The organism is Mesorhizobium sp. Root554 (assembly GCF_001427025.1).
Classification (GTDB): Bacteria; Pseudomonadota; Alphaproteobacteria; order Rhizobiales; family Rhizobiaceae; genus Mesorhizobium.
Map to the genome: position 1 here is coordinate 1,471,340 of NZ_LMGA01000001.1, position 22,116 is coordinate 1,493,455.

Sequence of the window (22,116 nt, forward strand, 5' to 3'; positions counted from 1 at the left end):
CGGCCCTCGTCCTCCTTTTCTCGTCTCCGGTCGATCGGTCAATTTGCGGCGCATTTCCGCGTCGCTTTTGAATGCGCGCGCGTCGTGCCATGAGAAGCAGGCGCACATTGCTTGCGGCAATGCTTCAAACGAGCAGGAGTTGAACATTCATGGCCGATCTGATCGTCGTCTACTGGCGCGATATCCCCGCCCAGATCATCGTCAGGAAAGGCCGGACCAGCGCCAAGCGCGAGTTGCCGCTGCGATTCACCGAGGCGATCGACATGGCGGCCATGCGCTCGGGCGCTGCCGAGACCGATGCGTATCTGGCGGAATGGCGCAAGGCCGAGCCGGTTCCTGTGGGCGACGACCTCGAAGCCGAGGCCGACAAGGCGGCGGCCGATTTCGACGCGCGATATGGGCAGGAGCGGCTGGTCGCGCTTGCCAAGGCAGGCGGCAAGGAAAATGGATAGCACCCGGCCGAAATCCGAAACGGCATCCACAACGGCGAAAGGCCCGGCCGGTACGGACGCGGCGCTGCCGCCGGCCGCGCCCGAAGGCGTCACCCAGGCCAGCGTCGTCAAGAAGACGGCGCCGAAATCGGACTATAAACCCGCCGACGTCTCGCCGCAGCGGCGCGTGCAGCGTTCCTTTGCTGTTCGGTTATGGTCAATTCGGCATTCGCGCCTGCTGGAATGGTTTTATTCACGTTTCGCCGACGCCTTCCTGATGCTGCATCCCCTGTGGAAGGGCATCGGCTATGGCCGTGTCGAAGGGCCGGTCAAATTCATCGAGAAGCGCGTCAAGGGCTTCATGTTCGACTGCCGGATGTGCGGCCAGTGCATTCTCTCCTCCACGGGCATGTCCTGCCCGATGAACTGTCCCAAGCAGTTGCGCAACGGACCGTGCGGCGGCGTACGCGCCAACGGCAATTGCGAAGTCGAGCCCGACATGCCGTGCGTCTGGGTCAAGGCATGGGAAGGCTCGCGCAACATGCAGCGCGGTGATTCAATTCTGAATGTGCAGAAGCCGGTCGACCAGTCCCTGCGCGAAACTTCCGCATGGCTGCGGGTGACCGCCCAGGCCGCTGCGGCGAAGGAAGCGGCCAAGGCGGGTGCGGTATGATCTCCCCTCGCGCGCCCCAACCCGACGAAAACCCCGCTGGCATCCACCTGCCGCTCGATCCCCTGCCCGGCCACACCTCGCGCGGCCGGCTGGAGCGCGTACTGCGCCGCGGCGAATTCGCGGTGACGACCGAGCTCAACCCACCTGACAGCGCCGACCCTGAAGACGTCTACAACCGCGCGAAGATCTTCGACGGCTGGGTGGACGCCATCAACGCCGTCGATGCTTCCGGCGCCAACTGCCACATGTCATCGGTCGGCATCTGCGCGCTGCTGACCCGCATGGGCTACGCACCGATCATGCAGATCGCCTGCCGCGACAGGAACCGCATCGCCATCCAGGGCGACGTGCTGGGCGGCGCGGCCATGGGCGTCGCCAACATGCTGTGCCTGACCGGCGACGGCGTCCAGGCGGGCGACCAGCCGGGCGCCAAACCGGTTTTCGACCTAGACTGCATGTCGCTGTTGGAGACCATCCGCGTCATGCGCGATAATGGAAAATTCCTGTCCGGACGCAAGCTGACGACCCCGCCGCAGCTGTTCCTCGGCGCGGCGATCAATCCCTTTGCCCCGCCCTATGATTTCCGCCCGCATCGCCTCGGCAAGAAGATCGCCGCCGGCGCGCAGTTCGTGCAGAGCCAGTACTGCTTCGACGTGCCGATGTTCCGCACCTACATGCAGCGCGTACGCGACCTCGGCTATACCGAGAAGGTCTTCGTCCTGTGCGGCGTCGGTCCGCTGGCTTCAGCCAAGACGGCCAAATGGATTCGCTCCAACGTGCCGGGCATCCACATCCCGGACGCTATCATCAAGCGGCTGGAAGGCGCGCAGGACCAGAAGAAGGAAGGCAAGCAGCTCTGCATCGACATCATCGACGAGGTGAAGGAAATTCCCGGCGTGTCGGGCATCCACGTCATGGCCTACCGGCAGGAGGAATATGTCGCCGAGATCGTCGATGAGTCCGGCGTCCTCAAGGGCCGCCAGCCGTGGAAGCGCGAGGCCCGCGCCGACGACCGGATGGTTGCGGACCGGCTGGAAAGCATCCTGAAGGACGACATCACCGAGACCCAGGTCGACATGGTGAAGACAGCGCATTGACGGCCCTACGGCTTGATCCAGATCAGATAACGATATAAAGAAATCTTTATATCCCTAGACGGAGACCTTCATGACCCGCACCATCGTTGCCTCTGCCAGCCGCGAGATCGTCATCGGCTTCGACCAGCCCTTCTGCGTCATCGGCGAGCGCATCAATCCGACCGGCCGCAAGAAGCTGGCCGCCGAGATGGTCGCCGGTAATTTCGAGACCGTCATCAAGGACGCGCTGGAGCAGGCCGCGGCGGGCGCCACCATGCTCGACGTCAACGCCGGCGTCACCGCCGTCGACCCCAACGCAACCGAACCGGCGCTGCTGGTGCAGACGCTGGAGATCGTCCAGAACCTGGTCGACCTGCCGCTGTCGATCGACTCCTCCGTCACGGCTGCTATCGAGGCTGCGCTCAAAGTCGCCAAGGGCCGCCCGCTGGTGAACTCCGTGACCGGCGAGGAGGAGAAGCTTGAGGCAATCCTGCCGCTGGTGAAGAAGTACAACGTGCCGGTCGTCGCCATCTCCAACGACGAGACCGGCATCTCCATGGACCCGGATGTCCGCTTCGCGGTGGCGAAAAAGATCGTCGAGCGCTGCGCCGATTTCGGCATTCCGGCGCATGACGTGGTGGTCGATCCGCTGGTCATGCCCATCGGCGCGCTGGGCGATGCCGGCCGCCAGGTGTTCGCGCTGCTGCGCCGCCTTCGCGAGGAACTCAAGGTCAACACCACCTGCGGCCTCTCCAACATCTCCTTCGGCCTGCCGCACCGCCACGGCATCAATGCCGGCTTCATCCCCATGGTGATCGGCGCCGGCATGACCAGCGCCATCATGAACCCTGTCCGCCCGCAGGAGATGGAAGCCGTGCGCGCAGCCAATGTGCTGAACGGCACCGACAAGGACTGCATGAACTGGATCAAAACCTACAAGGACTACAAGCCGGGCGAGGCGCATGCCCCTGCCCCGGTAGCGGTCAACGCGCCGGGCGACGGCGCAGCCGCCGGTGGGCGTCGTCGTGGCGGACGCGAGGCACGGATGGGCCGGGGGTGAATTATGGTGCGTCCTTCGAGGCTCGCCCGCCAAACATCGCACCAATATTGGGCAGATTGCTGCGGGCTCGCACCTCAGGATGAGGGAGGTTCACGCACAGCTTCCCTCATCCTGAGGTGCGAGCCTCGAAGGACGTACCCTTTAGTCTCCCGAAATCAGATGACTCCGGCGCGAAAGCTCCGGCAGGGTCTCATAAGCCAAGGCAATAAGAGCTTCCTTCTTGCGCCGCGACCATCCTTTGATTTGCCGCTCGCGGGCAATGGCGTCCGTGATGCGCTCATAGCTTTCCGTGAATACAAGTTCGACAGGGCGGCGACGTGCCGTGTAGCTGTCGAGCGGCAGATTGTTGTGTTCCCATATACGGGCTTCAACTTCCTGTTTGGGAGACCCAACATAGTAGGAGCCGTCCGCGCATCTAAGAATGTAAACCGTCATTTCGAAATGCATCGCCATGATCCTCACCGCTTGATACTGAATTGCAGACAATGCAGTAGCAAGACTGTAGTGCGTCCTTCGAGGCTCGCTACGCTCGCACCTCAGGATGAGGATGGTAGCTGCAGCTCATCCAAGGTTGTGCAGCATTACAAAATCGAGAGCGGCATAGCTCAAACCTCCCTCATCCTGAGGTGCGAGCAGAGCGAGCCTCGAAGGACGCACTGAATTGAACGCCCATTCGAACCCCACCGACCCCCTCGTCCTGTTCATGCCGTCCGGCAAGCGCGGGCGGTTTCCGGTTGGCACGCCGGTGCTGGATGCGGCGCGGTCGCTCGGCGTCTATGTGGAATCTGTATGCGGCGGACGCGCCACCTGCGGCCGCTGCCAGATCGAGGTGCAGGAAGGCAATTTCGCCAAGCACAAGATCACCTCCTCGAATGACCACATCTCGCCCAAGGGTCCCAAGGAAGAGCGCTACGAGCGCGTGCGCGGCCTGCCCGAGGGCCGCCGCCTCTCCTGCTCGGCGACGATCCAGGGCGATCTCGTCATCGACGTGCCGCAGGACACCGTCATCAACGCGCAGGTCGTGCGCAAGGCCGCCACCGACCGGCATATCGAGCGCAACGCCGCCGTGCAGCTCTGCTATGTCGAGGTCGACCAGCCCGACATGCACAAGCCGCTCGGCGATCTCGACCGCCTGAAGCTGGCGCTGGAAAAGGAATGGGGCTGGAAGGACCTGCTGGTCGCGCCGCATCTTATTCCCACCGTCCAGAAAATCCTGCGCACCTCGCTCCCTGACCAGCCGGAAGTCAGCGAAGGCAAATGGGGCGTCACCGCCGCCATCCACCGCGACATGGATTCGTCGCGGCCTTTTATCGTCGCGCTCTATCCCGGCCTGAAGAACGAAGCCTACGGCATCGCCTGCGACATCGGCTCCACCACCATCGCCATGCATCTGGTGTCGCTTCTCTCGGGCCGCGTCATCGCCTCGTCCGGCACGTCGAACCCGCAGATCCGCTTCGGCGAGGATCTGATGAGTCGGGTCTCCTACGTGATGATGAATCCGGACGGGCGCGAAGCCATGACCAAGGCGGTGCGCGAGGCCGTCAACACACTGATCGGCAAGGTCTGCGCCGAAGGTGGCGTCGACCGACACGATATTTTCGACTGCGTGTTCGTCGGCAACCCGATCATGCACCACCTGTTCCTCGGCATCGACCCGACGGAACTTGGCCAGGCGCCATTCGCGCTGGCCGTTTCCGGCGCACTGCAGTTCTGGGCGCACGAGATCGGGATCGAGGTCGCGCAAGGCGCCCGGCTCTACATGCTGCCCTGCATCGCTGGCCATGTCGGTGCCGACGCCGCCGGCGCCACCCTTTCGGAAGGCCCCTACCGGCAGGACCGCATGATGCTGCTGGTCGATGTCGGCACCAATGCCGAGATCGTGCTCGGCAACCGCCAGCGGGTCGTGGCTGCTTCTTCGCCCACCGGGCCGGCTTTCGAGGGCGCGGAGATTTCCTCCGGGCAGCGCGCCGCGCCGGGCGCCATCGAGCGCGTGCGCATCGATCCGGACACGCTGGAGCCGAAATACCGCATCATCGGTGTCGACAAATGGTCGGATGAGCCCGGCTTCGAGGATGAATCCTGGACGACAGGCGTGACCGGCATCTGCGGCTCGGCCATTATCGAAGTGGTGGCCGAGATGTACCTTGCCGGCATCATCTCCGAGGATGGGGTTGTTGACGGCGCACTCGCGGCGCGCTCGCCGCGCATCGTCCAGAATGGCCGCACCTGGAGCTACCTCCTGCGCGAAGGGCGCGAGGGCGAGCCGCGCATCACCGTCACCCAGAATGATATCCGGGCCATCCAGCTCGCCAAGGCGGCGCTTTATGCCGGTGTCAAGCTTTTGATGGAAAAGCAGGGCGTCGAGACTGTCGACACGATCCGCTTCGCCGGCGCCTTCGGCTCCTTCATCGATCCGAAATACGCCATGGTGCTCGGCCTGATCCCGGATTGCGACCTCGCCGAGGTCAAGGCGGTGGGCAATGCTGCCGGCACCGGCGCGCTGATGGCGCTGCTCAACCGCGACCATCGCCGCGAGATCGAAAAGGAAGTGGCCCGCATCGAGAAAATCGAGACCGCGCTCGAGCCGCATTTCCAGCAATTGTTCATCGACGCCATGGCGCTGCCCAACAAGGTCGACCCGTTCCCGAAACTGTCCGAGCAGGTCAAGCTGCCGCCAAGACAGATGTCGGAGCCGAACCCCGGCGGCGACGGCGCACCCCGCCGCCGGTCGCGCGAGGAACGCGCGGCGCGGCGCGGACGCGGCTGATTTCGCGCGCCATGTCGGAGGTTGCGCAAATGCTTGTCCGCCCCTCCATCGTTGGATAGCATGACCGTTTCAACCTTGGGAGGAAGGTATGAGCGAGACATTCAAATCCGGCGATGTCGTTCGTCTGAAGTCTGGCGGCCCGAACATGACGGTAAACGATACGGCGGCCTCGGGCATGTATCTGTGCAACTGGTTCAACCGCGACGGCGATGTCTGGACCCCGCAGCACGCGGCCTTCAAACCCTTTCAGCTCGTCCTGGTCGAGCAGCGGTCGACTTGACGACCTGCCTGCGGCAATCCGGTCACAAAGCCGCGTGGTGACGTTGCGTCAACATTGACATATCCGGCTAACGAACGATCTTTTGCAGTGAGGGAGGCCTCGCTGTCGGAATTTCTCGTTTCATCCCATGCCAAGTCTGAAAAGCCGCATCGTCGCCTTCGTCCTGCGCCACAGCCGCAAGAAGGCATTCGCCACCCCCGAGAACATGCAGCGCTGGATCGCCCAGGCGCGCAAGCGCCAGAGCCACCAGCCGCCGGCATGGATGACGGCGCGCTATGGCATCGAGACCCGCGATGTCCACGGCTTCCCCGTCTATGAAATTCCGCCACGCGCCGGCTCGACGAAGAGGATTCTCTACCTGCACGGCGGCGCCTATGTCTTTGAAATCACGTCTTATCATTGGGCGTTGATTGCCGATCTGGCGGACCGGCTGGGCTACGGTTTCACGGTGCCGATTTATCCCATCGCGCCTGAGCACGACTTCCACGACATGTTCGGCATGGTCGGCGACGTCTACCGTTCCATGCTGAATGAAGCGGACCCTCGGGATATCGTCTTCATGGGCGATTCCGCCGGCGGCAACATGGCCGTCGTGCTGACCATGATGATGGCCGAGGAAGGCCTGCCCGTGCCGGGCAGCCATGTGCTGATCTCGCCCGGCCTCGACGTGTCGCTGACCAATCCCGCCACCATTGAGGCCGAGCTTGCCGATCCATGGCTCGGCATTCCCGGCGGACAGGAGGCGATCCGCCTCTACAGCGCCGGGATGGAGCCGACCGACTGGCACATCAGTCCGATCTATGGCGATCTTTCGGTGCTGCCGAGAACGCTTCTGCTGACGGGTTCGCACGACATGCTGACGCCCGACAATCTGATCTTCGTCGACAAGGCGCGCGATGCCGGCGTCGAGGTGGAACTCGTCTATGGCGAGGGCATGTTCCATGTCTGGCCGCTGATCCGGATGCCGGAAGCGCGGCAAGCAAGGAACAGCATCGTGGCTTTCTTGAAAACAGCCCGCTCCCTTCAAGCCGATAACGATCCTATCAACTCCACCGCGAGCGCGTCATCCAAGGCACCATTTATCGAGGGCGTTGCGAGCACGAATATTGCGTGAAGTATCGCCTCTTCATGATCGGCTTGGGGCTCTATATCCTCACGCAGTTCGATCAAGTCAGCCCAGATTTCGACGTCGGCCGAAACAAGCTCTCCGGCGCGGAAGCGGTTGAGTACGTTGCGAACATGATCGGCCGTGAGCGTTATCTCTGGTCGCTCCGCGTCCCACGGCAAGCTGCGAACTAAAGAGTCCAGAATTTCGGCCGGCTTTGAAAAAGCGACCAAATCTGCCAACACTTCAGCTCTGCTCATACGAATCCGTCTAGAACTTGCCCGTTTCCTTGAAACTCTCGAAGGTCGCGCGGATATGGTCCGCGACCGCCTGCACCGGCGCGCTGGCGTCCGGCGTCACCAGCATGGCGAGGATATAGTTGCCGATCGTCGGCATCCCATCCGGCAGGCCGAGTTCCACCATGTCGTTGGTGATGAACGACTTCGGCAGCGGCGCGACGGCGAGATCGGAGAGGATCGCCGCGCGCTGGCCGGCCGTGTGCGCGCTCATATAGGCGACGCGGAAGTTGCGGCCCTGGCGTCCGAGCGCATCGAGCGCGCCGGCGCGCCATGAGCACCCCTCCTCCCAGACCGAAACCGGCAACGGCTCGCGCATATGGGCGCAGCCGCCCTTGGAGCCGGCCCAGACGATCGGCTCCGTCAGCAGCGTCTCGGCGCCGTTGGCGGCGCCGGTGGAATTGGTCAGGAGTGTGATGTCCAGCGTCCGGTCGTCCATGCGGCGGCGCAGATTGATCGACTGGTCGATGGTCACGTCCACCGCGATCGAAGGATGCGACTGGGCAAAGCGCTTCAGCACATGCGGCAGCACGCGCTCGCCATAATCGTCCGGCGAGCCCAGCCTGACGACGCCAACAATGTCGGGAACGATGAACTTCGAAACCGCCTCGCGGTTGATCGCCAGCAGCCGGCGCGCATAGCCGAGCAGCATCTCGCCGTCGGTCGTCAGCGACACCGAACGCGCGTCGCGGAGGAACACGGCCCGTCCAAGGATGTCTTCCAGCTTCTTGATCTGCATCGACACCGCGGAGGGCGTGCGGAACACCGATGTCGAAGCAACAGTGAAACTGCCGGTTTCGGCGATCGCCACGAAGGTGCGCAGCACGTCGAGATCCAGCAAGGGCAGCGGGTGATTGAGCGGGGCGTTCATCGCCAGTGCCTTTCAATTTTTCTGATACAAAACATCATTTCATTTCGTTTGATTGAACATCAACCGGCGCGCATAGTCAACACTGTCATCAAGGCCATAGGCTCTTGGGGCCAAACGAGGAAGGAGAAAGTCATGTTTATTCTTTCGACCATCGGCCGTATCGTTTCCGACTTCAGCGCCGCTCGCGCCCGCTACCGGACCGAACGCGCAATCGGTTCGCTACCGGCGGAAGTACAGAAGGATATCGGCTGGCCGCCGGTCAGGGACGTTCGCGTCCGCGACCACGGAGCTGGCACCTGGGCTGGCGCAAAATGATCGACTGTACGCCGGTTTGAAGGCCTGCCTCTTCAAAAAGGCAGGCCTTCTTTCGTTTTTGAGCCTTTCCACCATCCGATGTCGCTTTTCATATCGAGCGCTTCGCTTTTGCGATCAGGTTTCCCTGCGGACAGGCCTATATCCGCGCCGCAACGAGCTGCCCCACTCCACCACGCGAAGGCGACCCGCTGAGCAACCCGATGGAGTTTGAAATGAAGCTGTTCGCCCGTCTCTTCGCCCGCCGCGAAACCAACCTCACCACCGCGCTGGAGCGTCAGCGCCTGTCCCGCACCATGCCCGGCCAGACCGGCGCGATGACGGCCGCCCGGCTTGGCGTCCTCGCTTAGATCGCGTTCGCCTTATAGCCCTTCTCTGCTCGCAATTGAGGTCGACCGCTTCCACGATGGGACCGCGCGGCTCTGTAGACCCGTGTAAACCAGCACGAATCCGCCCTTGCCCATTTGCGACCCGTGTCGCAAATATTGTTGCGGTGTAGCGTCCTAGCCAATTGACAGCAAAGGCTTTTCCTGATGCCTTTGCTGTTAGCGACATTCTGTTCGCGTCATGGCTGCGAGAGGTTTCCCGTGAACGCCGTCAAACATCCGATCAAGCGATCGTTTGTCTTCTTTCTCATTCCCGATTTCACCATGGTAGCCTTTGCTGCGGCGCTCGACCCGCTGCGGCTGGCGAACCGTATCCTCGGCTACGATGCGTATACATGGCGTCTCGCCAGTCTGGACGGCAGGCCGGTGCGCGCCTCCAACGGCGTGGAGTGCGCCGTCACCACCTCCCTTGAGGATGAGCGCAGGAAGATGGCCGGGCCGGACAGGCCCTCCATGGCCATCGTCTGCAGCGGCATCGACGTCGAGAAATATCAGAACAAGACCGCCTTTGCCTGGCTGCGGGAGGAATACAACCGCGGCGTCGCCATTGGCGGCCTATGTACGGGAGCCTACGTGCTCGCCGCCGCGGGGCTGCTTTCGAACAAGCGCTGCGCCATCCACTGGGAAAACCTGCCCGGCTTCCAGGAAGCCTTTCCCAAGGCCAATGTCTTCGCCGACCTGTTCGAGGTCGATCAGAACATCTACACCTGCGCCGGCGGCACCGCCGCGCTCGACATGATGCTCAAGCTGATCGGCGACGATTTCGATGAAAGCCTGGTCAACCGCGTCTGCGAACAGGTGCTGACCGACCGCGTCCGTAGCCAGAGCGACCGCCAGCGGCTGCCGCTGCGCGCGCGGCTCGGCGTCCAGAACTCCAAGGTCCTCACCATCATCGAGTTGATGGAATCGAACCTGTCCGAGCCGCTGTCGCTGGTCGAAATCGCCGACCATGTCGATCTTTCGCGCCGTCAGATCGAACGGCTGTTCCGCACCGAGATGGGCCGCTCGCCGGCCCGCTACTATCTGGAAATAAGGCTGGACCGCGCCCGCCACCTGTTGATCCAGTCGTCCATGCCAGTGGTGGAAGTAGCGGTCGCCTGCGGCTTCGTCTCGGCGTCGCATTTTTCCAAATGCTACCGGGAGCTCTATGCCCGCTCGCCTCAGCAGGAGCGGGTCGACCGCAAGCATCTGCTCGCAGCCTGAACAGCAGCGGCAGCCAGAGCCATTGCGGGATCGGCATCCGGCATTTCGTACGAGCAACGTCTACCTGTCGGTGTCGTCATACATCCAGGTCCGGTTACGCCACAATTTTTCCCCGGCCAGACAGTCTGACGCGGGCTTCTGTTGCGCCAGCAGCACCGGCGGATGCGCCGCCTCCTCGCGCGCCCAGTGCGGCGATGCCGGACCTGCCAGTTCCAGCACCAGCTTGCGGCGTATGGCTTCGGGAAACTGCGTCCAGTCGTTGACCGGGATCATGAAGGCGCCGGGGCCGCCAATGACGCAGTCGGTATAGTAGCGGTCGAGATCGGTGACATCGTAGATGCTGGTGAAGCCGCCGCGCGTCATCAGCGGCAGCCCATTTATGGTGATGCCCTGCTTCACCAGTTCGTCGCGGACGACGTCGACCGGCGCGCCCTGGTTGTTGGGTCCGTCGCCGGAAATGTCGATGACGCGCTTGACGGCCTCGAAATTGCTTTCCGCGAACAGATCGCCGCCAAAGTCGAGAGCGCCGGAAATCGATGTGCGCCGGGCGCTGTTCGGCGGCCCGGAACTGAGCTGCTGCACGACACGCTCCGCATCGGCCTTGTTGGCCACCACGGTCCACGGAACGATGACATGCTGCGTCGCCGAGCCGGCCCATTCGACATACGTCACCGCGATCTTGCCGTAGGCGCCATCGGCTATCGCCTGCAAAACCGTGTCATGGGTCAACGCCGCGGCATAACCGCGCCGCTGGATCTCAAGCTCGGTCGGCGACATGGAAAGAGACACGTCGACGGCGAGCACAAGCTGGACATCGACGGGTTCGGCAGCCTGGAGGGGAGCCGCAGCAAAGAACGACAGCGCAACGAGAGCGCTGCCCACAAGAACCCGCCCTGACCGAAGCAGACGAGACATGACGGAAGAGTACGCCGATTTGCCGCCGGGGGAAGCCTTTCAAGGCTGAGGCTGCGAAGTCATCCCATCACGATTTGGCGAGTGGCACCGCCTCGTGGCTGTGCCCTCAGCTCCGCGGCTTCGCATTCTCCGGATCGTAGAGCGGCTTGTAGCCGACGGCGGTCACTTCGACCGGGAAAATCTCGCCGAAATATTCGACCTGCAGCTTGCGGCCTTCTTGGGCATACGCCCATGGCAGATAGGCGAGCGCGATGTTTTTGCCGATCGTCGGGCCGTAGGCGACCGAGGTGGTGAACGAGCGGCGGCCGAGTTCATCCACCAGCGTCTCGCCCTTCTCGCGGTCCATCACCGGCATGGTGCCGACAGGATAGCGGGCCACGCCGGCGGAATCGACATTGTCTGTCATGACCAGCGTACACAGCACCGCCGGCTGATGCTCGCGGGCGCGGTATTCCAGATGCTTCGCCTTGCCGCAAAAATCCGCTTCCTTGACCTTCGGCCGCGCGAGATCGGCCTCCAGCAGATTATACTCGGTCAGCAAATCGGCGTTCTGCAGCCGCAGGCTCTTTTCCATGCGGCGCGTGTTGGCGTAGGTCTCAACGCCAAAGGTCATCACGCCCGTCGCGCGCAGCGCGTCCCAGACAGCCAAGCCGTCCTCGTAGCGCATGTGCAGTTCCCAGCCCTGCTCGCCGACATAGGAGATGCGGAAGGCGGTGACATCCTTGCCGCCGATCCGCACCGGCTTGATCGCAGCGAAAGGGAAATTCTCAAGCGTCAGCCCATCGGGGTCCTCGACGACCTTCTGAAGCGTCGTGCGCGCATTCGGTCCCCAGATGCCGATGGTGACGTATTTCTCCGTCACGTCGGTGATGGTGACGTCGAAGCCTTTGTCCTCGGCCACCCGCCGCATATAGTGAAAGTCGCGCGGCCCGGCGTCGGCGCCGTCGATCATGCGGATGCGGTCGGCCATGCGGATGGCGGTGAAGTCGGCGCGCACCATGCCCTGCTCGTCGAGGAAGTGCGTGTAGATGCCCTTGCCGATATTGGCGTCGCCGCCAATCCTGGCCGCGCACAGCCACTCCATCAGCGACACATGGTCAGGTCCCTCGATGTCGTACATCGAGAAATGCGACAGGTTGACGATGCCGCAGTCCTCGCTCATCGCCAGATGCTCGGCATTGGAGACGCGCCAGAAATGGCGGTTGTCCCATTCGTTCTCGCGCACCGGCACGCGGTCGCCGTATTTCTCCAGCAGGTGCTCGTTGGCGGCATAACCGTGGGCGCGTTCCCAGCCGCCCAGTTCCATGAAACAGGCGCCAAGCGCCTTCTCACGTTCGTAGAACGGCGAACGGCGGACACCCCGCCCCTTCGAGAACGGCTCGCGCGGATGCACCGCCGGATTGTAGACCTTCATCGCCGTCTCGGTGCAGCGGTCCCAGATGAACTGTTCTTCCATCTGGTGCGGATAGAAGCGCGCATAGTCGATCTGGTGATGGTCGATCGCGGTGCGCCCATCCGTCATCCAGTCGGCGATCAGCTTGCCCATGCCGGGGCCGTCCTTGACCCAGATGCCGACGGCGTACCAGAGCCCCCTCACCTTCTGGCTCTCGCCCATAGAAGGCCCGCCATCGGTCGTCACCTGCAAGAGGCCGTTGAACGAATGGCTCTCATTGTAGCCGAGCTCGCCGAGGATCGGCGTCAATTCCATGGCGCGCTCCAGCGGCGCGATGATCTGTTCCATGTCGAGATCGCGCTGCGACGGCGAAAGCCGCGCCTGCTCCTTCTCCAGCAGGTCGCGCGGATGGCAAAGGCGCGGATTGGTCTCCTCGTAGTAGCCCCATTCGATCTGGCCGCCCTCGGCTGTCTTCGGGTCGCCGGTGTCGCGCATATAGGCCGAGTTGCCCTGGTCGCGCATGAGCGGCCAGCCGATTTCCTTGCCGGTGCCGGCAAACTCGGTGTACGGACCGAAGAAGGTCAGCGGATGGTCGATCGGCATGACCGGCAAATCCTCGCCGGCCAGCGCCGCCGTCAGCCGGCCCCAGATGCCGGTGCAGACCACGACATGGTCGGCCATGATCGTGCCTCGGCCGGTCACCACGCCCTTGATGCGGCCGTGCTCGATCACCAGCGATGTCGCCGAGGTGTTGGCGAAGACCTGCAGCTTGCCAGCCGAGACACCCTGGTCGACCAGCTTGCCGGCCACTGTCTGCGAGCGCGGGATGACGAGGCCGGCATCCGGGTCCCACAGTCCGCCCTGCACCAGATGCTCCTCGATCAGCGGGAACTTTTCCTTGATCTCGGCCGGTTCGATCAGCCGCGCGCGTGTGCCGAATGCCTTGGCTGAAGCGATCTTGCGCTTGATCTCGGCCATGCGCTCGTCATCGCCGACGCGCGCCACCTCGAGGCCGCCGACACGGGCGTAGTGGCCCATCTTGTCGTAGAAATCGATGGAATAGAGCGTCGTCCAGCAGGAGAGGAAATCGTGGCTGGTCGTGTAGCAAAAGTCAGAGGCGTGAGCCGTCGAACCGATATCGGTGGGGATGCCGGATTTGTCGATGCCGACGATGCCGTCCCAGCCGCGCTCGATCAGATGGTGGGCGACCGAGGCGCCAACAATGCCACCGAGCCCGATGATGACGACCTTCGCCTGTTTCGGAAACTCTGCCATGCCTCACCCCAAAGCGATTTTTGCGTCCACCAGCGGCGCACCGCTTGGCCCGATCCTGCCGGACATTAGTCCGGGCGGCAATCGCGCTTTCGGCCTGTTTGCGACATGGCGGAAACGGCGCGCGACTTGCCGCGCGAAAGGCCGCCTTGCGCGTCAACCTTAATGAAACGTTACCCGTCGCCATTAACGTTTTCGTCTCAACGATCTGTTAGGAGAATTTCCGGGTTTACCGGCCGCTGGATAATACCGGCACGCAACAGGCCGGATGTGCAAGGGCAACGGAGCGGGACATGAATACGGCTGCGAATGGCAGCGGGATGCGGACCTCGTTCTTGGCGCGCGCGGGCTTCGCCTCGCCGCTGGTGGTGCTTGCCTTGGCCGTGCTTGTCGTCGCGGTCCTGTCGGCGATACCGCTCGTCCTTCCCATCGGCTCCATGTACTGGGACGTGTTCGTCTATTACGACGCCGCCAACCGCATCGCCTCCGGGCAGGTTCCGGTCACCGACTTCTTCACACCCGTCGGCCCGCTCGGCTACTATCTGTTCTCCGGCTTTCTGGCGGTGTTCCCGAACGCGCATCCGACACTGATCGCGCATTGGTCGCTGCTGCCGGTGACGGTGCCTTTGATGGCGCTGATCCTGTGGGACGTCGACCGCCGCTCGCGGCTGACGGCGTTCGGCCTGCTGGTGCCGTTCCTGATCTTTGCGCTGCTGCCGTTCAACACGCGGGAATTCTATCCCTTTCCCGGTTCCGATGGCTTTGGCATCTACAACCGCCACGCCTCGCAGCTCATCTACGTGCTGGTCGCGGCGCTGGTGTTCGTACAGCAGCGCAAGCTTCTAACCGCCATCGTTATCGCCACCATGGCGGCGCTGTTCTTCCTCAAGATTACCGGCTTCGTCGCTGGCGGCCTGATCGCCGCCTTCGCGCTGCTGGCCGGCCGGCTGCCGCTGCGCCATGCGCTTGTCTCGGCCGGCATCTTCCTGGCCATGCTGGCGCTGGTGGAAATCCCGACCGGCATGGTGAGCCGCTACATCATCGACATCGCCATCCTCATCAGCCTCAACAGCGAAACCATCGGTCCACGCTTCTTCCAGGCGGCATCGAACGGCTTTGGCATCATCGCCCCGGCCGGTATCCTGGCGCTGGTGCTGATGTGGTCGGACAGGGCAGCGCTGACACGTCAGTTTGCTTCCGGCTGGCGCAATCGCAGCGCCGGCGAACTGGCCGTCGCCATCAACCGCGGGCCATTCTGGCTGATCACCATGATCGCCTCAGGCATCCTGTTCGAAACCCAGAACACCGGCAGCCAGGCCTTCATCTTCTTCTGGCCCGTCGTCCTCGGCATCCTGCTCCACACGCCGGCCCTGTTGCCCAGGCCGAAACTGTTCGTCACCGTTTTCACCCTCGCCGCGGCGATCGCGCTCCCGCCCATGGTCAAGGTCCTGGAGCGCGCCGCCCGAACCTATATCGGCACGGTCAAGAACGTTGCGCTCGATCATTCGAACCTCGGCACGCTGGGCGACGTCTCCATGCGCGAGGCCGTCGCGGAGCGCGTCGACCGGATGCTGCGCTTTTATCCGCAGCACCGGCAGCTCTATGACGATCTCGTCGCCACGGGCGAACTGCCGACCCCGATCTTCTATTCGGATTTTGATTTCCAGGTCATCTATCTGGCGACGACCAGCCGCGCGGTAGACTCCATTCGGGCGCTGGAAGCGGCGAAAGGGGTCCGTTTCGAGACGATGATGTCGCTGAACTTCGTCAACCCGTTCCCTTATCTGATGGACAGGCTGGCGCCCCGGCACATCGCCATCGGCGCCGACCCGACGCGGGCGGTGCCGCCGCCCGGCTCGCAGGAAGACCGCGCCGTCGCCGATACCGACATAGTGCTCTACCCCACCTGCCCGCCGACGACATCGAACGCCGAGCTCTACAAACTGTATGAAAAGCCGCTGGCGGATCATCTTCGCATAAAGCTCGACGATTGCTACGATGCCTTCGTGCATCCGAAATATGCAGCAGCGCTGGGACTCGGCCCGGCCGCGCAATAAGCCGACAACCGACAAAGAAAAAGCCGGGCAGTTGCCCGGCTTTTTCGTCTCCAGGTTCGGCGGGTTTTTGCACCCGCCGCGTCTCCAGCTCAGCGCACCTGGCTCTTGACGAAATCCTTGACGATGGCAACGATGCCCCGCGAAAGCAGGCTGTCCAGCGCCTCGATAAAACGGTCGACATGCTCGCAGCCGCAGATCAGCGGCGGCTCCAGTCGGATGACGTTGCGGTTATACTCGGTGAAGGCCACCAGCACGTCGTAGTCGCGCAGCAAAAGCGCGCCGACGAAGCCCGACAGCGAGCCCTTCAGCTTGTCGTCCAGGACGCTCACGATCGGACGCAGCACCATTGGCAGCGTCTGCGAGAAGTCATGGAATTCCAGCCCGACCATCAGGCCCTTGCCGCGCACGTCCTTGATGATCTTGGGGTGCTTGTCCTTCAGCGCCTGCAGGCGGCTCAGTAGATAGTCGCCGGTCGCCGCCGAATTGTCGATGAGGCCTTCGTCGTAGAGCAAATTGATGCCCTCTATCGCCGTCACGCAGGCCTCGCCCATGCCGCCGAATGTCGCCATGGCGTGGATCATCGCCGTCTTCGGCGTGCCGTAGGCTTTCATGTAGATGTCGCGCTTGGCGATCATCGCGCCCACTGCCGCCTTGCCGGCGCCCAGCGACTTTGCCAGCGCCGTCACGTCCGGCACGACGCCATAATGCTCGAAGGCATAGAAGCGGCCGGAACGGCCGTAGCCGCACTGCACTTCGTCGGCCACCCAGAGGACGCCGTGCTTGTCGCACAGCGCCCGCAGCTTCTGCCAGTATTCCGCTGGCGCCTGGATGATGCCACCGCCGCCCTGGATTGTTTCCAGAACGATGACGCCAATCTCCGGGTCGTTCCTGAACAGGCGTTCCACAGCGTCGATGTCGCCGAAAGGAATGCGCACGGTGTTTTCCGCCATCTTGAAGTCGGCGCGGTAGAGCTGTCCATCGGTGATGCCCAGAACGCCCTTGGTCTTGCCGTGGAAGGAATTCTCCGCATAGACGATTTTCGGCCGCTTCGGGCCGGCGGCGCGTTCGGCGACCTTCACCGCCGCTTCCATCGCTTCGGAGCCGGAGGAGCCAAGGAACACCATATCGAGGTCGCCGGGCGAACAGGCGGCGATGTTATGCGCCAGCGCCGCCGCATATTGCGACATGAAGGCGATGGCGATCTCCTGCCGCTTCTCCTCCTGGAACTTGATGCGCGCATCGAGGATGCGCGGATGGTTGTGGCCGAAGGCCAGTGAGCCGAAGCCGCCGAAGAAGTCGAGGATCTTGCGGCCATTCTGGTCGATATAGAACATGCCTTCCGCCCGCTCGATCTTCACCTTGTGGAAGCCGAGCAGCTTCATGAAGTGGATCTGGCCGGGATTGAGGTGGTCCTTGAACAGGTCGGTGATGCGCGCGACATCGAGCGCCTTCGCCTGCTCGACGCTGATCAGATCAGGTTTTTTGACGGTGGCGGGCGACAGCGCCGGTGCGTCGATCACGGCGCGGGCAGCGGTCTGTTCAGGCTTGGTCATGACAGTCATCTTCTTCTCCTCAAGCCTTACTCGGCGGGTACATGGCTGGTTGCGACGGCGTGGCCGTCCTTCTTGGCGCGGTATTCCTTGTAGGCGGCGATCAGCATGTCCTCGTCGCGATATTGAGGCGCCCAGCCGAGCTGGCGCTTTGCCTTGGAAACGTCGAGCACGCATTCCTCGTCGGCGATGAGATACTGCTCCGGATCCATGATCGGCATGTTCATCCAGTCGAGCAGGTCGAGCGTGCGCTTGACCGCCCAGCCCGGCGTCGGCACCAGGATCGATTTCGATCCGGCGTGCTTGATCAGGTCGCCGAGCAGCTTGCGCACCGGCGGCGGGTTGAGCGAACCCAGATTGTAGGCCTCGTTCGGCACGCCGGCCTTCCAGGCCGCGCGGCAGGCTTCGGCGCAGTCGAATACGGAAATGAACTGGTACGGGTTCTTGCCCGAACCGATCATCGGCACCGGCAGGTTCCAGTCGATCAGCTTGAACAGCTTCTCGAGGATGCCGAGCCGTCCGGGACCGATGATGAGGCGCGGCCGAAACAGCGAGATCGACATGCCGCGCTGGCGCCAGTCCGCCGCCAGTTCCTCGGTCCGCCACTTCGACAGGCCGTATTCGCCGAGCGGCGAAACAGGATGCTCCTCCGTCATCGGATAGGTGACGGTATGGCCGTAGATCATATCGGTGGTGAAATGGACCAGCTTCGGCGCGCCGGCCTTGTCCATCGCCTCGATGATGTTGACGGTGCCGTGATAGTTCACCGGGAAGAAGAAATCGTGCCGCTTGGCCCGAACCTGGATCGGCGACAGCATCTTGGCCGACAGGTTGTAGACCATGTCGTCGGCCTTGATCCCGACGGCGGCGACCGAAGCGGCATCCGTCACGTCGCAATGGACATGCTTCACCGACCGGTAATGCGACAGGTCGCTTTTGACGATGTCGGCGACGATAACGTCCTGGCCATCGGCGACGAGTTTCGGAGCAAGGTGGCGGCCGACAAATCCGTCGCCGCCGAAAATGATGTGTCTCATCGAACGATCTCGCTAATCTTTTCGGGCGAAAGGGAAGCCGTTTCCTGCTCGTGGCCGCTGCCGCCCTGGGCGATCAGCGCGGTGCCAAGGCAGATCGCGGCGATACCGGCGATGCGCCAGGCGTTCATGTCCTCGCGGAAGACGAAATAGGCGAACAACGCCACCGCCACATAGGCAAGACTGAGGAACGGATAGGCGAAGGAGAGCTCGACCTTCGACAGCACGTAGAGATGCGACGCCATCGAGATGACGAAAGTGCAGAGGCCGAGGAACACCCAGGGGCTGAATACGATTTGCAACAGCTTCAGAACGGGATTGACCCCCTCGAAGGAGATCGGCCCGAGCGACATCATGCCCTGCTTGAGCATGAGCTGCGCCGCCGCGTTGGTCATCACCGTAAAAAGTATGAACACTATGTATTTCATGGTCTTCGCTTCATTTGTTGATTCATTGCCTATTCCGCCGCCTGCGCCGGGACAGCCCGCCGCGCTGCCAGCTGCAAGGCCGTCCGCACCCAGAAATCCGACAGGAAGGCTAGGTCGCGCATCGTTTCCAGCCGCTGCCATTCCGGGAACGACGCCTCGAACGTCTCGGCGCTCATGCGCGCATCCTTGTAGGGATTGACCGCACCGCCGGCATCCACCGTGATGCGGTCGAGTTCGGCCAGCAGCCGCAGAGTGGCCGCGCCATGGTTGGGGAAGTCCAGCGTCAGCGTATAGCCGGGGCGCGGGAACGACAGCAGCGCGGGTGAGCGCATCGCGCCGAACCGCTTCAGGACGGTCAGGAACGATCCCTGCCCGGCCTTGCGGGCGGCGGCAAGCAATTCGCGAACGGTTTCGCGCGCGGCGTCCTCGGGCAGCACGCTCTGGTGCTGGAACAGGCCTTTGGGACCGTAGAGCCTGTTCCAGTCGCGCACCCCGTCGAGCGGGAAGAAGAAGCCCTGATAGCCCGTCTGGTGGTTTTCCGCCCGGCCCTTGCGCCAGCGGTATGCCGCATTGAAAACTTTCAGGAACGGCCGGTTGAGGACCGTCAGCGGCGGCTGGAACGGCACGGAAAGCCGGCTTCCGCCCTGCGAGGCGACGCGCTGGCCGTGTTCAGCATGATTGCCGGTGAAAAGGATACCGCGCCCGGCCTTGCGGCCACCGGCGAGCTGGTCGATCCAGGCAACCGCATACTCGTTGGCTTCGTCGGCCGCCGGCGCCAGGTCGAAATAGCCGTCGAGCCCGGCGAAAGGCACGGCCTTCTCGATGATGTCGAGCGAAGGCACCCGCATCAGCCGCATCGAGACCGACAGGATCAGGCCGGTCAGCCCCATGCCGCCGATGGTCGCCCAGAACAGGCGCGGATTGTCGGAAGGCGAACATTTGTAGGAACGGCCATCGGAACGCAGCAGCGTCAGCGCCTCGACATGGCAGCCGAACGTGCCGCGCCGATGATGGTTCTTGCCATGCACGTCATTGGCGACCGCGCCCCCCAGCGTGACGAATTGCGTGCCGGGCACGACCGCCGGGAAGAAACCGAACGGCGCCGCGTGGGCGATGACGTCGGACAGCATGACGCCGGCATCGGCTTCCACCAGTCCGGTTTCGGGGTCGAACTTCAGCAGGCGGTTGAGCGAGCGCATGTCGACGACGGCGCCGCCATGGTTCTGGCACGAATCGCCGTAGGAGCGGCCATTGCCATAGGCGATCAGCGCCCCCGAACGCACGCCACCGGCTTTCAGCTGCGCAATCGCCTCTGACGCGGGCATGAAGCGCGACGCGGGAGGCGTGACCATGCCGAAACTCTGGTACGGAGCGCTCATGCCAGCCACGCCCCCACGACGAGCAACAGCGCACCCATCAGGATGACGATCTGGCTGCGCCAGTCGCGCATGATGAACACAACCGGATCGTCGTGCAGTTCATCGCGCCGCGCCAGGATCCAGACGCGCATCGCCAGATAAAGCACGATCGGCGCAACCGGCCAGACCACCCAGGGATGGCTGTACAATTCGCGCACTTCATTGCTGTCGATGTAGAGCGCCAGAACCAGCGCCGAGGAAAAGGCCGAAGCCATGCCGGCCTGTGCCACGATCTCCTGGTCTTCGGTGCGGTAGCCGCGCCCGGCGATGCGCTGGCCTGCCGACAGCATGGTCGAGCGCAACTCGACATAGCGCTTCACCAGCGCCAGAGACAGGAAGAAGAAGGCCGAAAAAGCCAGCAGCCAGAACGAGACGTCGATGCCGGTCGCAGCGGTGCCCGCCAGGATGCGCATCGTATAGAGGCCGGCCAGCGTCAGCACGTCCAGCAGCAGCATCCGCTTGACCGCCAGCGAATAGGCCGTCGTGGCCACCATATAGCCGGCGAGCACGATCAGGAATTCGACCGGCAGGAACAGCGCCGTGCCGATACCCACCGCCAACAGCACGGCGATCGAGGCCAGGCCGAACGGAATCGACAGCATACCGCTCGCGAACGGGCGGTTGCGCTTGGTGGCATGTTGGCGGTCCAGCGCCAGGTCGAAGAAGTCGTTGACGATGTAGATGGCCGACGCGACCGCTGAAAACGACACGAAGGCGAGCGCGCAGTCCTTGATCAGCGCCACGTTGAAATATTCATGCGACAGAACCAGAGGCACCGCGATCAGTGTGTTCTTCAGCCACTGATGCACACGCAGCATCTTCAACACGGTGCGCAGCGTTGGTTTGGGCCCTGGCATGCTGTCGCCGCCGTGCTTCGCCTGCCACCGGGCGGCCGAACGGTCCGGCGCGACGACGATGGCGCGCCGCGCTGCGTCGAATACCTTGAGATCGTGCCTGCTGTTGCCGGCATAGTCGAACCCGCCATCGCCATAGGCGGCGACCAGCGATGCACGCTTCTTGCCCGAAGTCAGATTTTCCTTGCCGTCCGTCGCCAGCACCCGGTCGAAAATGCCGAGATGCAAGGCAATAGCCTCGGCGAATTTGCGCGGCGTGCCGGTGGCCAGCACGATCTTGCGGCCTTCGGCATGTTCGGCCCGCAAACGCTCAAGCAAGGGCTGCCGGTATGGCAGCGAGGCGGGATCGATGTCGACCCGCGCCGCGATTTCCTGCTTCAGGCGAGCCGGCCCGCCGGAAAGCCAGAACGGAATCAGAAAAAGATAAAGCGGATTCTTCTTGAGCAGCGCAAAGACGCCTTCCCACAGAAGATCGGTCGCGATCAGGGTGCCGTCGAGATCGACGGCCAAAGGTACTGCGTTCTTGTCTGAGCGCGCATCCATTGCCCTGATTGCCCCAGTTCTGCCCCAGCGCCGTTTCCGGCACATCGGACATAGCTGTGAACAGGCTACGGAACGTTAAAGCGAGGGGTCTGAACAGCCGTCGGACCGGCTATTTCCCGCGTCATCGTTAAGCTGCGGTCAATTGAATCGCTAAAAGACGAGGAAAAGCGAAAAGGCCGGGACTGGCCCGGC

The 22,116-nt window shown here is 63.1% G+C and carries 21 protein-coding genes; 12 read left to right on the top strand and 9 right to left on the bottom strand.

Features of this window, described 5'->3' with window-relative positions:
- The first annotated feature begins 149 nt into the window (after positions 1 to 149).
- The 4 genes from ASD44_RS07090 (at position 150) to ASD44_RS07105 (ending at position 3,240) form a co-directional block, all read left to right on the top strand.
- Positions 150 to 452 carry a virulence factor gene (locus tag ASD44_RS07090; protein ID WP_056110179.1) on the top strand — a complete coding sequence of 101 codons (303 nt, stop codon included), beginning with the start codon at positions 150 to 152 and terminating at the stop codon, positions 450 to 452.
- The gene (locus ASD44_RS07095) at positions 445 to 1,104 is read left to right on the top strand and encodes a methylenetetrahydrofolate reductase C-terminal domain-containing protein (RefSeq protein ID WP_244478729.1); all 660 of its coding nucleotides are present in this window, start codon (positions 445 to 447) and stop codon (positions 1,102 to 1,104) included. Before ASD44_RS07090 ends, ASD44_RS07095 begins: the two co-directional genes overlap by 8 nt.
- Entirely contained in the window at positions 1,101 to 2,201 is a 1,101-nt protein-coding gene (locus ASD44_RS07100) for a methylenetetrahydrofolate reductase (protein WP_056110181.1), read from the top strand. The genes ASD44_RS07095 and ASD44_RS07100 overlap by 4 nt, the downstream gene beginning before the upstream one ends.
- Before the next feature lie 70 nt (positions 2,202 to 2,271).
- On the top strand, positions 2,272 to 3,240 hold the full coding sequence (locus tag ASD44_RS07105; protein ID WP_056110182.1) for a methyltetrahydrofolate cobalamin methyltransferase: 969 nt from the start codon (positions 2,272 to 2,274) through the stop codon (positions 3,238 to 3,240).
- 141 nt (positions 3,241 to 3,381) lie between these two features.
- Here the strand turns inward: ASD44_RS07105 and ASD44_RS07110 are convergent, their stop codons facing one another.
- Positions 3,382 to 3,693 (bottom strand): GIY-YIG nuclease family protein, encoded by a 312-nt coding sequence (locus ASD44_RS07110; RefSeq protein ID WP_244478730.1) that lies wholly within the window; start codon positions 3,691 to 3,693, stop codon positions 3,382 to 3,384.
- Between the two features lie 250 nt (positions 3,694 to 3,943).
- Between ASD44_RS07110 and ASD44_RS07115 the strand changes: the two genes are divergently transcribed.
- The 4 genes from ASD44_RS07115 (at position 3,944) to ASD44_RS07130 (ending at position 7,586) form a co-directional block, all read left to right on the top strand.
- Positions 3,944 to 6,007, top strand: coding sequence for an ASKHA domain-containing protein (locus tag ASD44_RS07115; RefSeq protein WP_056110185.1), 2,064 nt, complete (start codon positions 3,944 to 3,946; stop codon positions 6,005 to 6,007).
- Between the two features lie 88 nt (positions 6,008 to 6,095).
- A complete protein-coding gene (locus tag ASD44_RS07120) occupies positions 6,096 to 6,287 on the top strand; it encodes a DUF2158 domain-containing protein (protein ID WP_056110187.1) in 192 nt (63 codons plus the stop codon).
- A 127-nt stretch (positions 6,288 to 6,414) separates the two neighbouring features.
- A complete protein-coding gene (locus tag ASD44_RS07125) occupies positions 6,415 to 7,401 on the top strand; it encodes an alpha/beta hydrolase (RefSeq protein ID WP_056110189.1) in 987 nt (328 codons plus the stop codon).
- Positions 7,398 to 7,586: a hypothetical protein gene (locus ASD44_RS07130; RefSeq protein ID WP_056110190.1), complete on the top strand. Its 189-nt coding sequence runs from the start codon at positions 7,398 to 7,400 to the stop codon at positions 7,584 to 7,586. The genes ASD44_RS07125 and ASD44_RS07130 overlap by 4 nt, the downstream gene beginning before the upstream one ends.
- Before the next feature lie 76 nt (positions 7,587 to 7,662).
- Here ASD44_RS07130 and ASD44_RS07135 read toward each other — a convergent pair whose 3' ends face one another.
- Positions 7,663 to 8,559: a LysR substrate-binding domain-containing protein gene (locus ASD44_RS07135; RefSeq protein WP_056110193.1), complete on the bottom strand. Its 897-nt coding sequence runs from the start codon at positions 8,557 to 8,559 to the stop codon at positions 7,663 to 7,665.
- 132 nt (positions 8,560 to 8,691) lie between these two features.
- Here ASD44_RS07135 and ASD44_RS07140 point away from each other — a divergent pair, with 132 nt between their 5' ends.
- The 3 genes from ASD44_RS07140 to ASD44_RS07145 all read left to right on the top strand — a co-directional run bounded on the left by ASD44_RS07140 (position 8,692) and on the right by ASD44_RS07145 (position 10,460).
- Positions 8,692 to 8,874 (top strand): hypothetical protein, encoded by a 183-nt coding sequence (locus ASD44_RS07140; protein WP_056115617.1) that lies wholly within the window; start codon positions 8,692 to 8,694, stop codon positions 8,872 to 8,874.
- 200 nt (positions 8,875 to 9,074) lie between these two features.
- Complete coding sequence (locus ASD44_RS18335; RefSeq protein ID WP_162246407.1) at positions 9,075 to 9,221, top strand: hypothetical protein; 147 nt, start codon at positions 9,075 to 9,077, stop codon at positions 9,219 to 9,221.
- Positions 9,222 to 9,521: 300 nt separating this feature from the next.
- Positions 9,522 to 10,460 (top strand): GlxA family transcriptional regulator, encoded by a 939-nt coding sequence (locus ASD44_RS07145; RefSeq protein WP_348271192.1) that lies wholly within the window; start codon positions 9,522 to 9,524, stop codon positions 10,458 to 10,460.
- Positions 10,461 to 10,520: 60 nt separating this feature from the next.
- Here the strand turns inward: ASD44_RS07145 and ASD44_RS07150 are convergent, their stop codons facing one another.
- Together ASD44_RS07150 and ASD44_RS07155 are read right to left on the bottom strand one after the other, a co-directional pair.
- Positions 10,521 to 11,375 carry a DUF1194 domain-containing protein gene (locus ASD44_RS07150; protein ID WP_056110198.1) on the bottom strand — a complete coding sequence of 285 codons (855 nt, stop codon included), beginning with the start codon at positions 11,373 to 11,375 and terminating at the stop codon, positions 10,521 to 10,523.
- A 106-nt stretch (positions 11,376 to 11,481) separates the two neighbouring features.
- The gene (locus ASD44_RS07155) at positions 11,482 to 14,043 is read right to left on the bottom strand and encodes an FAD-dependent oxidoreductase (RefSeq protein WP_056110200.1); all 2,562 of its coding nucleotides are present in this window, start codon (positions 14,041 to 14,043) and stop codon (positions 11,482 to 11,484) included.
- Between the two features lie 290 nt (positions 14,044 to 14,333).
- Here ASD44_RS07155 and ASD44_RS07160 point away from each other — a divergent pair, with 290 nt between their 5' ends.
- Complete coding sequence (locus ASD44_RS07160) at positions 14,334 to 16,097, top strand: hypothetical protein (protein WP_244478731.1); 1,764 nt, start codon at positions 14,334 to 14,336, stop codon at positions 16,095 to 16,097.
- Positions 16,098 to 16,186: 89 nt separating this feature from the next.
- Here ASD44_RS07160 and ASD44_RS07165 read toward each other — a convergent pair whose 3' ends face one another.
- From ASD44_RS07165 to ASD44_RS07185, 5 genes are read right to left on the bottom strand one after another with little or no spacing between them, the layout of a single operon-like run.
- Positions 16,187 to 17,659, bottom strand: coding sequence for an aspartate aminotransferase family protein (locus ASD44_RS07165; RefSeq protein ID WP_056110202.1), 1,473 nt, complete (start codon positions 17,657 to 17,659; stop codon positions 16,187 to 16,189).
- A gap of 17 nt (positions 17,660 to 17,676) precedes the next feature.
- Positions 17,677 to 18,684 carry an NAD(P)-dependent oxidoreductase gene (locus ASD44_RS07170; protein WP_056110204.1) on the bottom strand — a complete coding sequence of 336 codons (1,008 nt, stop codon included), beginning with the start codon at positions 18,682 to 18,684 and terminating at the stop codon, positions 17,677 to 17,679.
- Positions 18,681 to 19,109: an EamA family transporter gene (locus ASD44_RS07175; RefSeq protein ID WP_056110205.1), complete on the bottom strand. Its 429-nt coding sequence runs from the start codon at positions 19,107 to 19,109 to the stop codon at positions 18,681 to 18,683. The genes ASD44_RS07170 and ASD44_RS07175 overlap by 4 nt, the downstream gene beginning before the upstream one ends.
- A 29-nt stretch (positions 19,110 to 19,138) precedes the next feature.
- Positions 19,139 to 20,488, bottom strand: coding sequence for an FAD-binding oxidoreductase (locus tag ASD44_RS07180; RefSeq protein ID WP_056110207.1), 1,350 nt, complete (start codon positions 20,486 to 20,488; stop codon positions 19,139 to 19,141).
- A complete protein-coding gene (locus ASD44_RS07185) occupies positions 20,485 to 21,924 on the bottom strand; it encodes a UbiA family prenyltransferase (protein WP_056110209.1) in 1,440 nt (479 codons plus the stop codon). The genes ASD44_RS07180 and ASD44_RS07185 overlap by 4 nt, the downstream gene beginning before the upstream one ends.
- Positions 21,925 to 22,116: the final 192 nt, after the last annotated feature.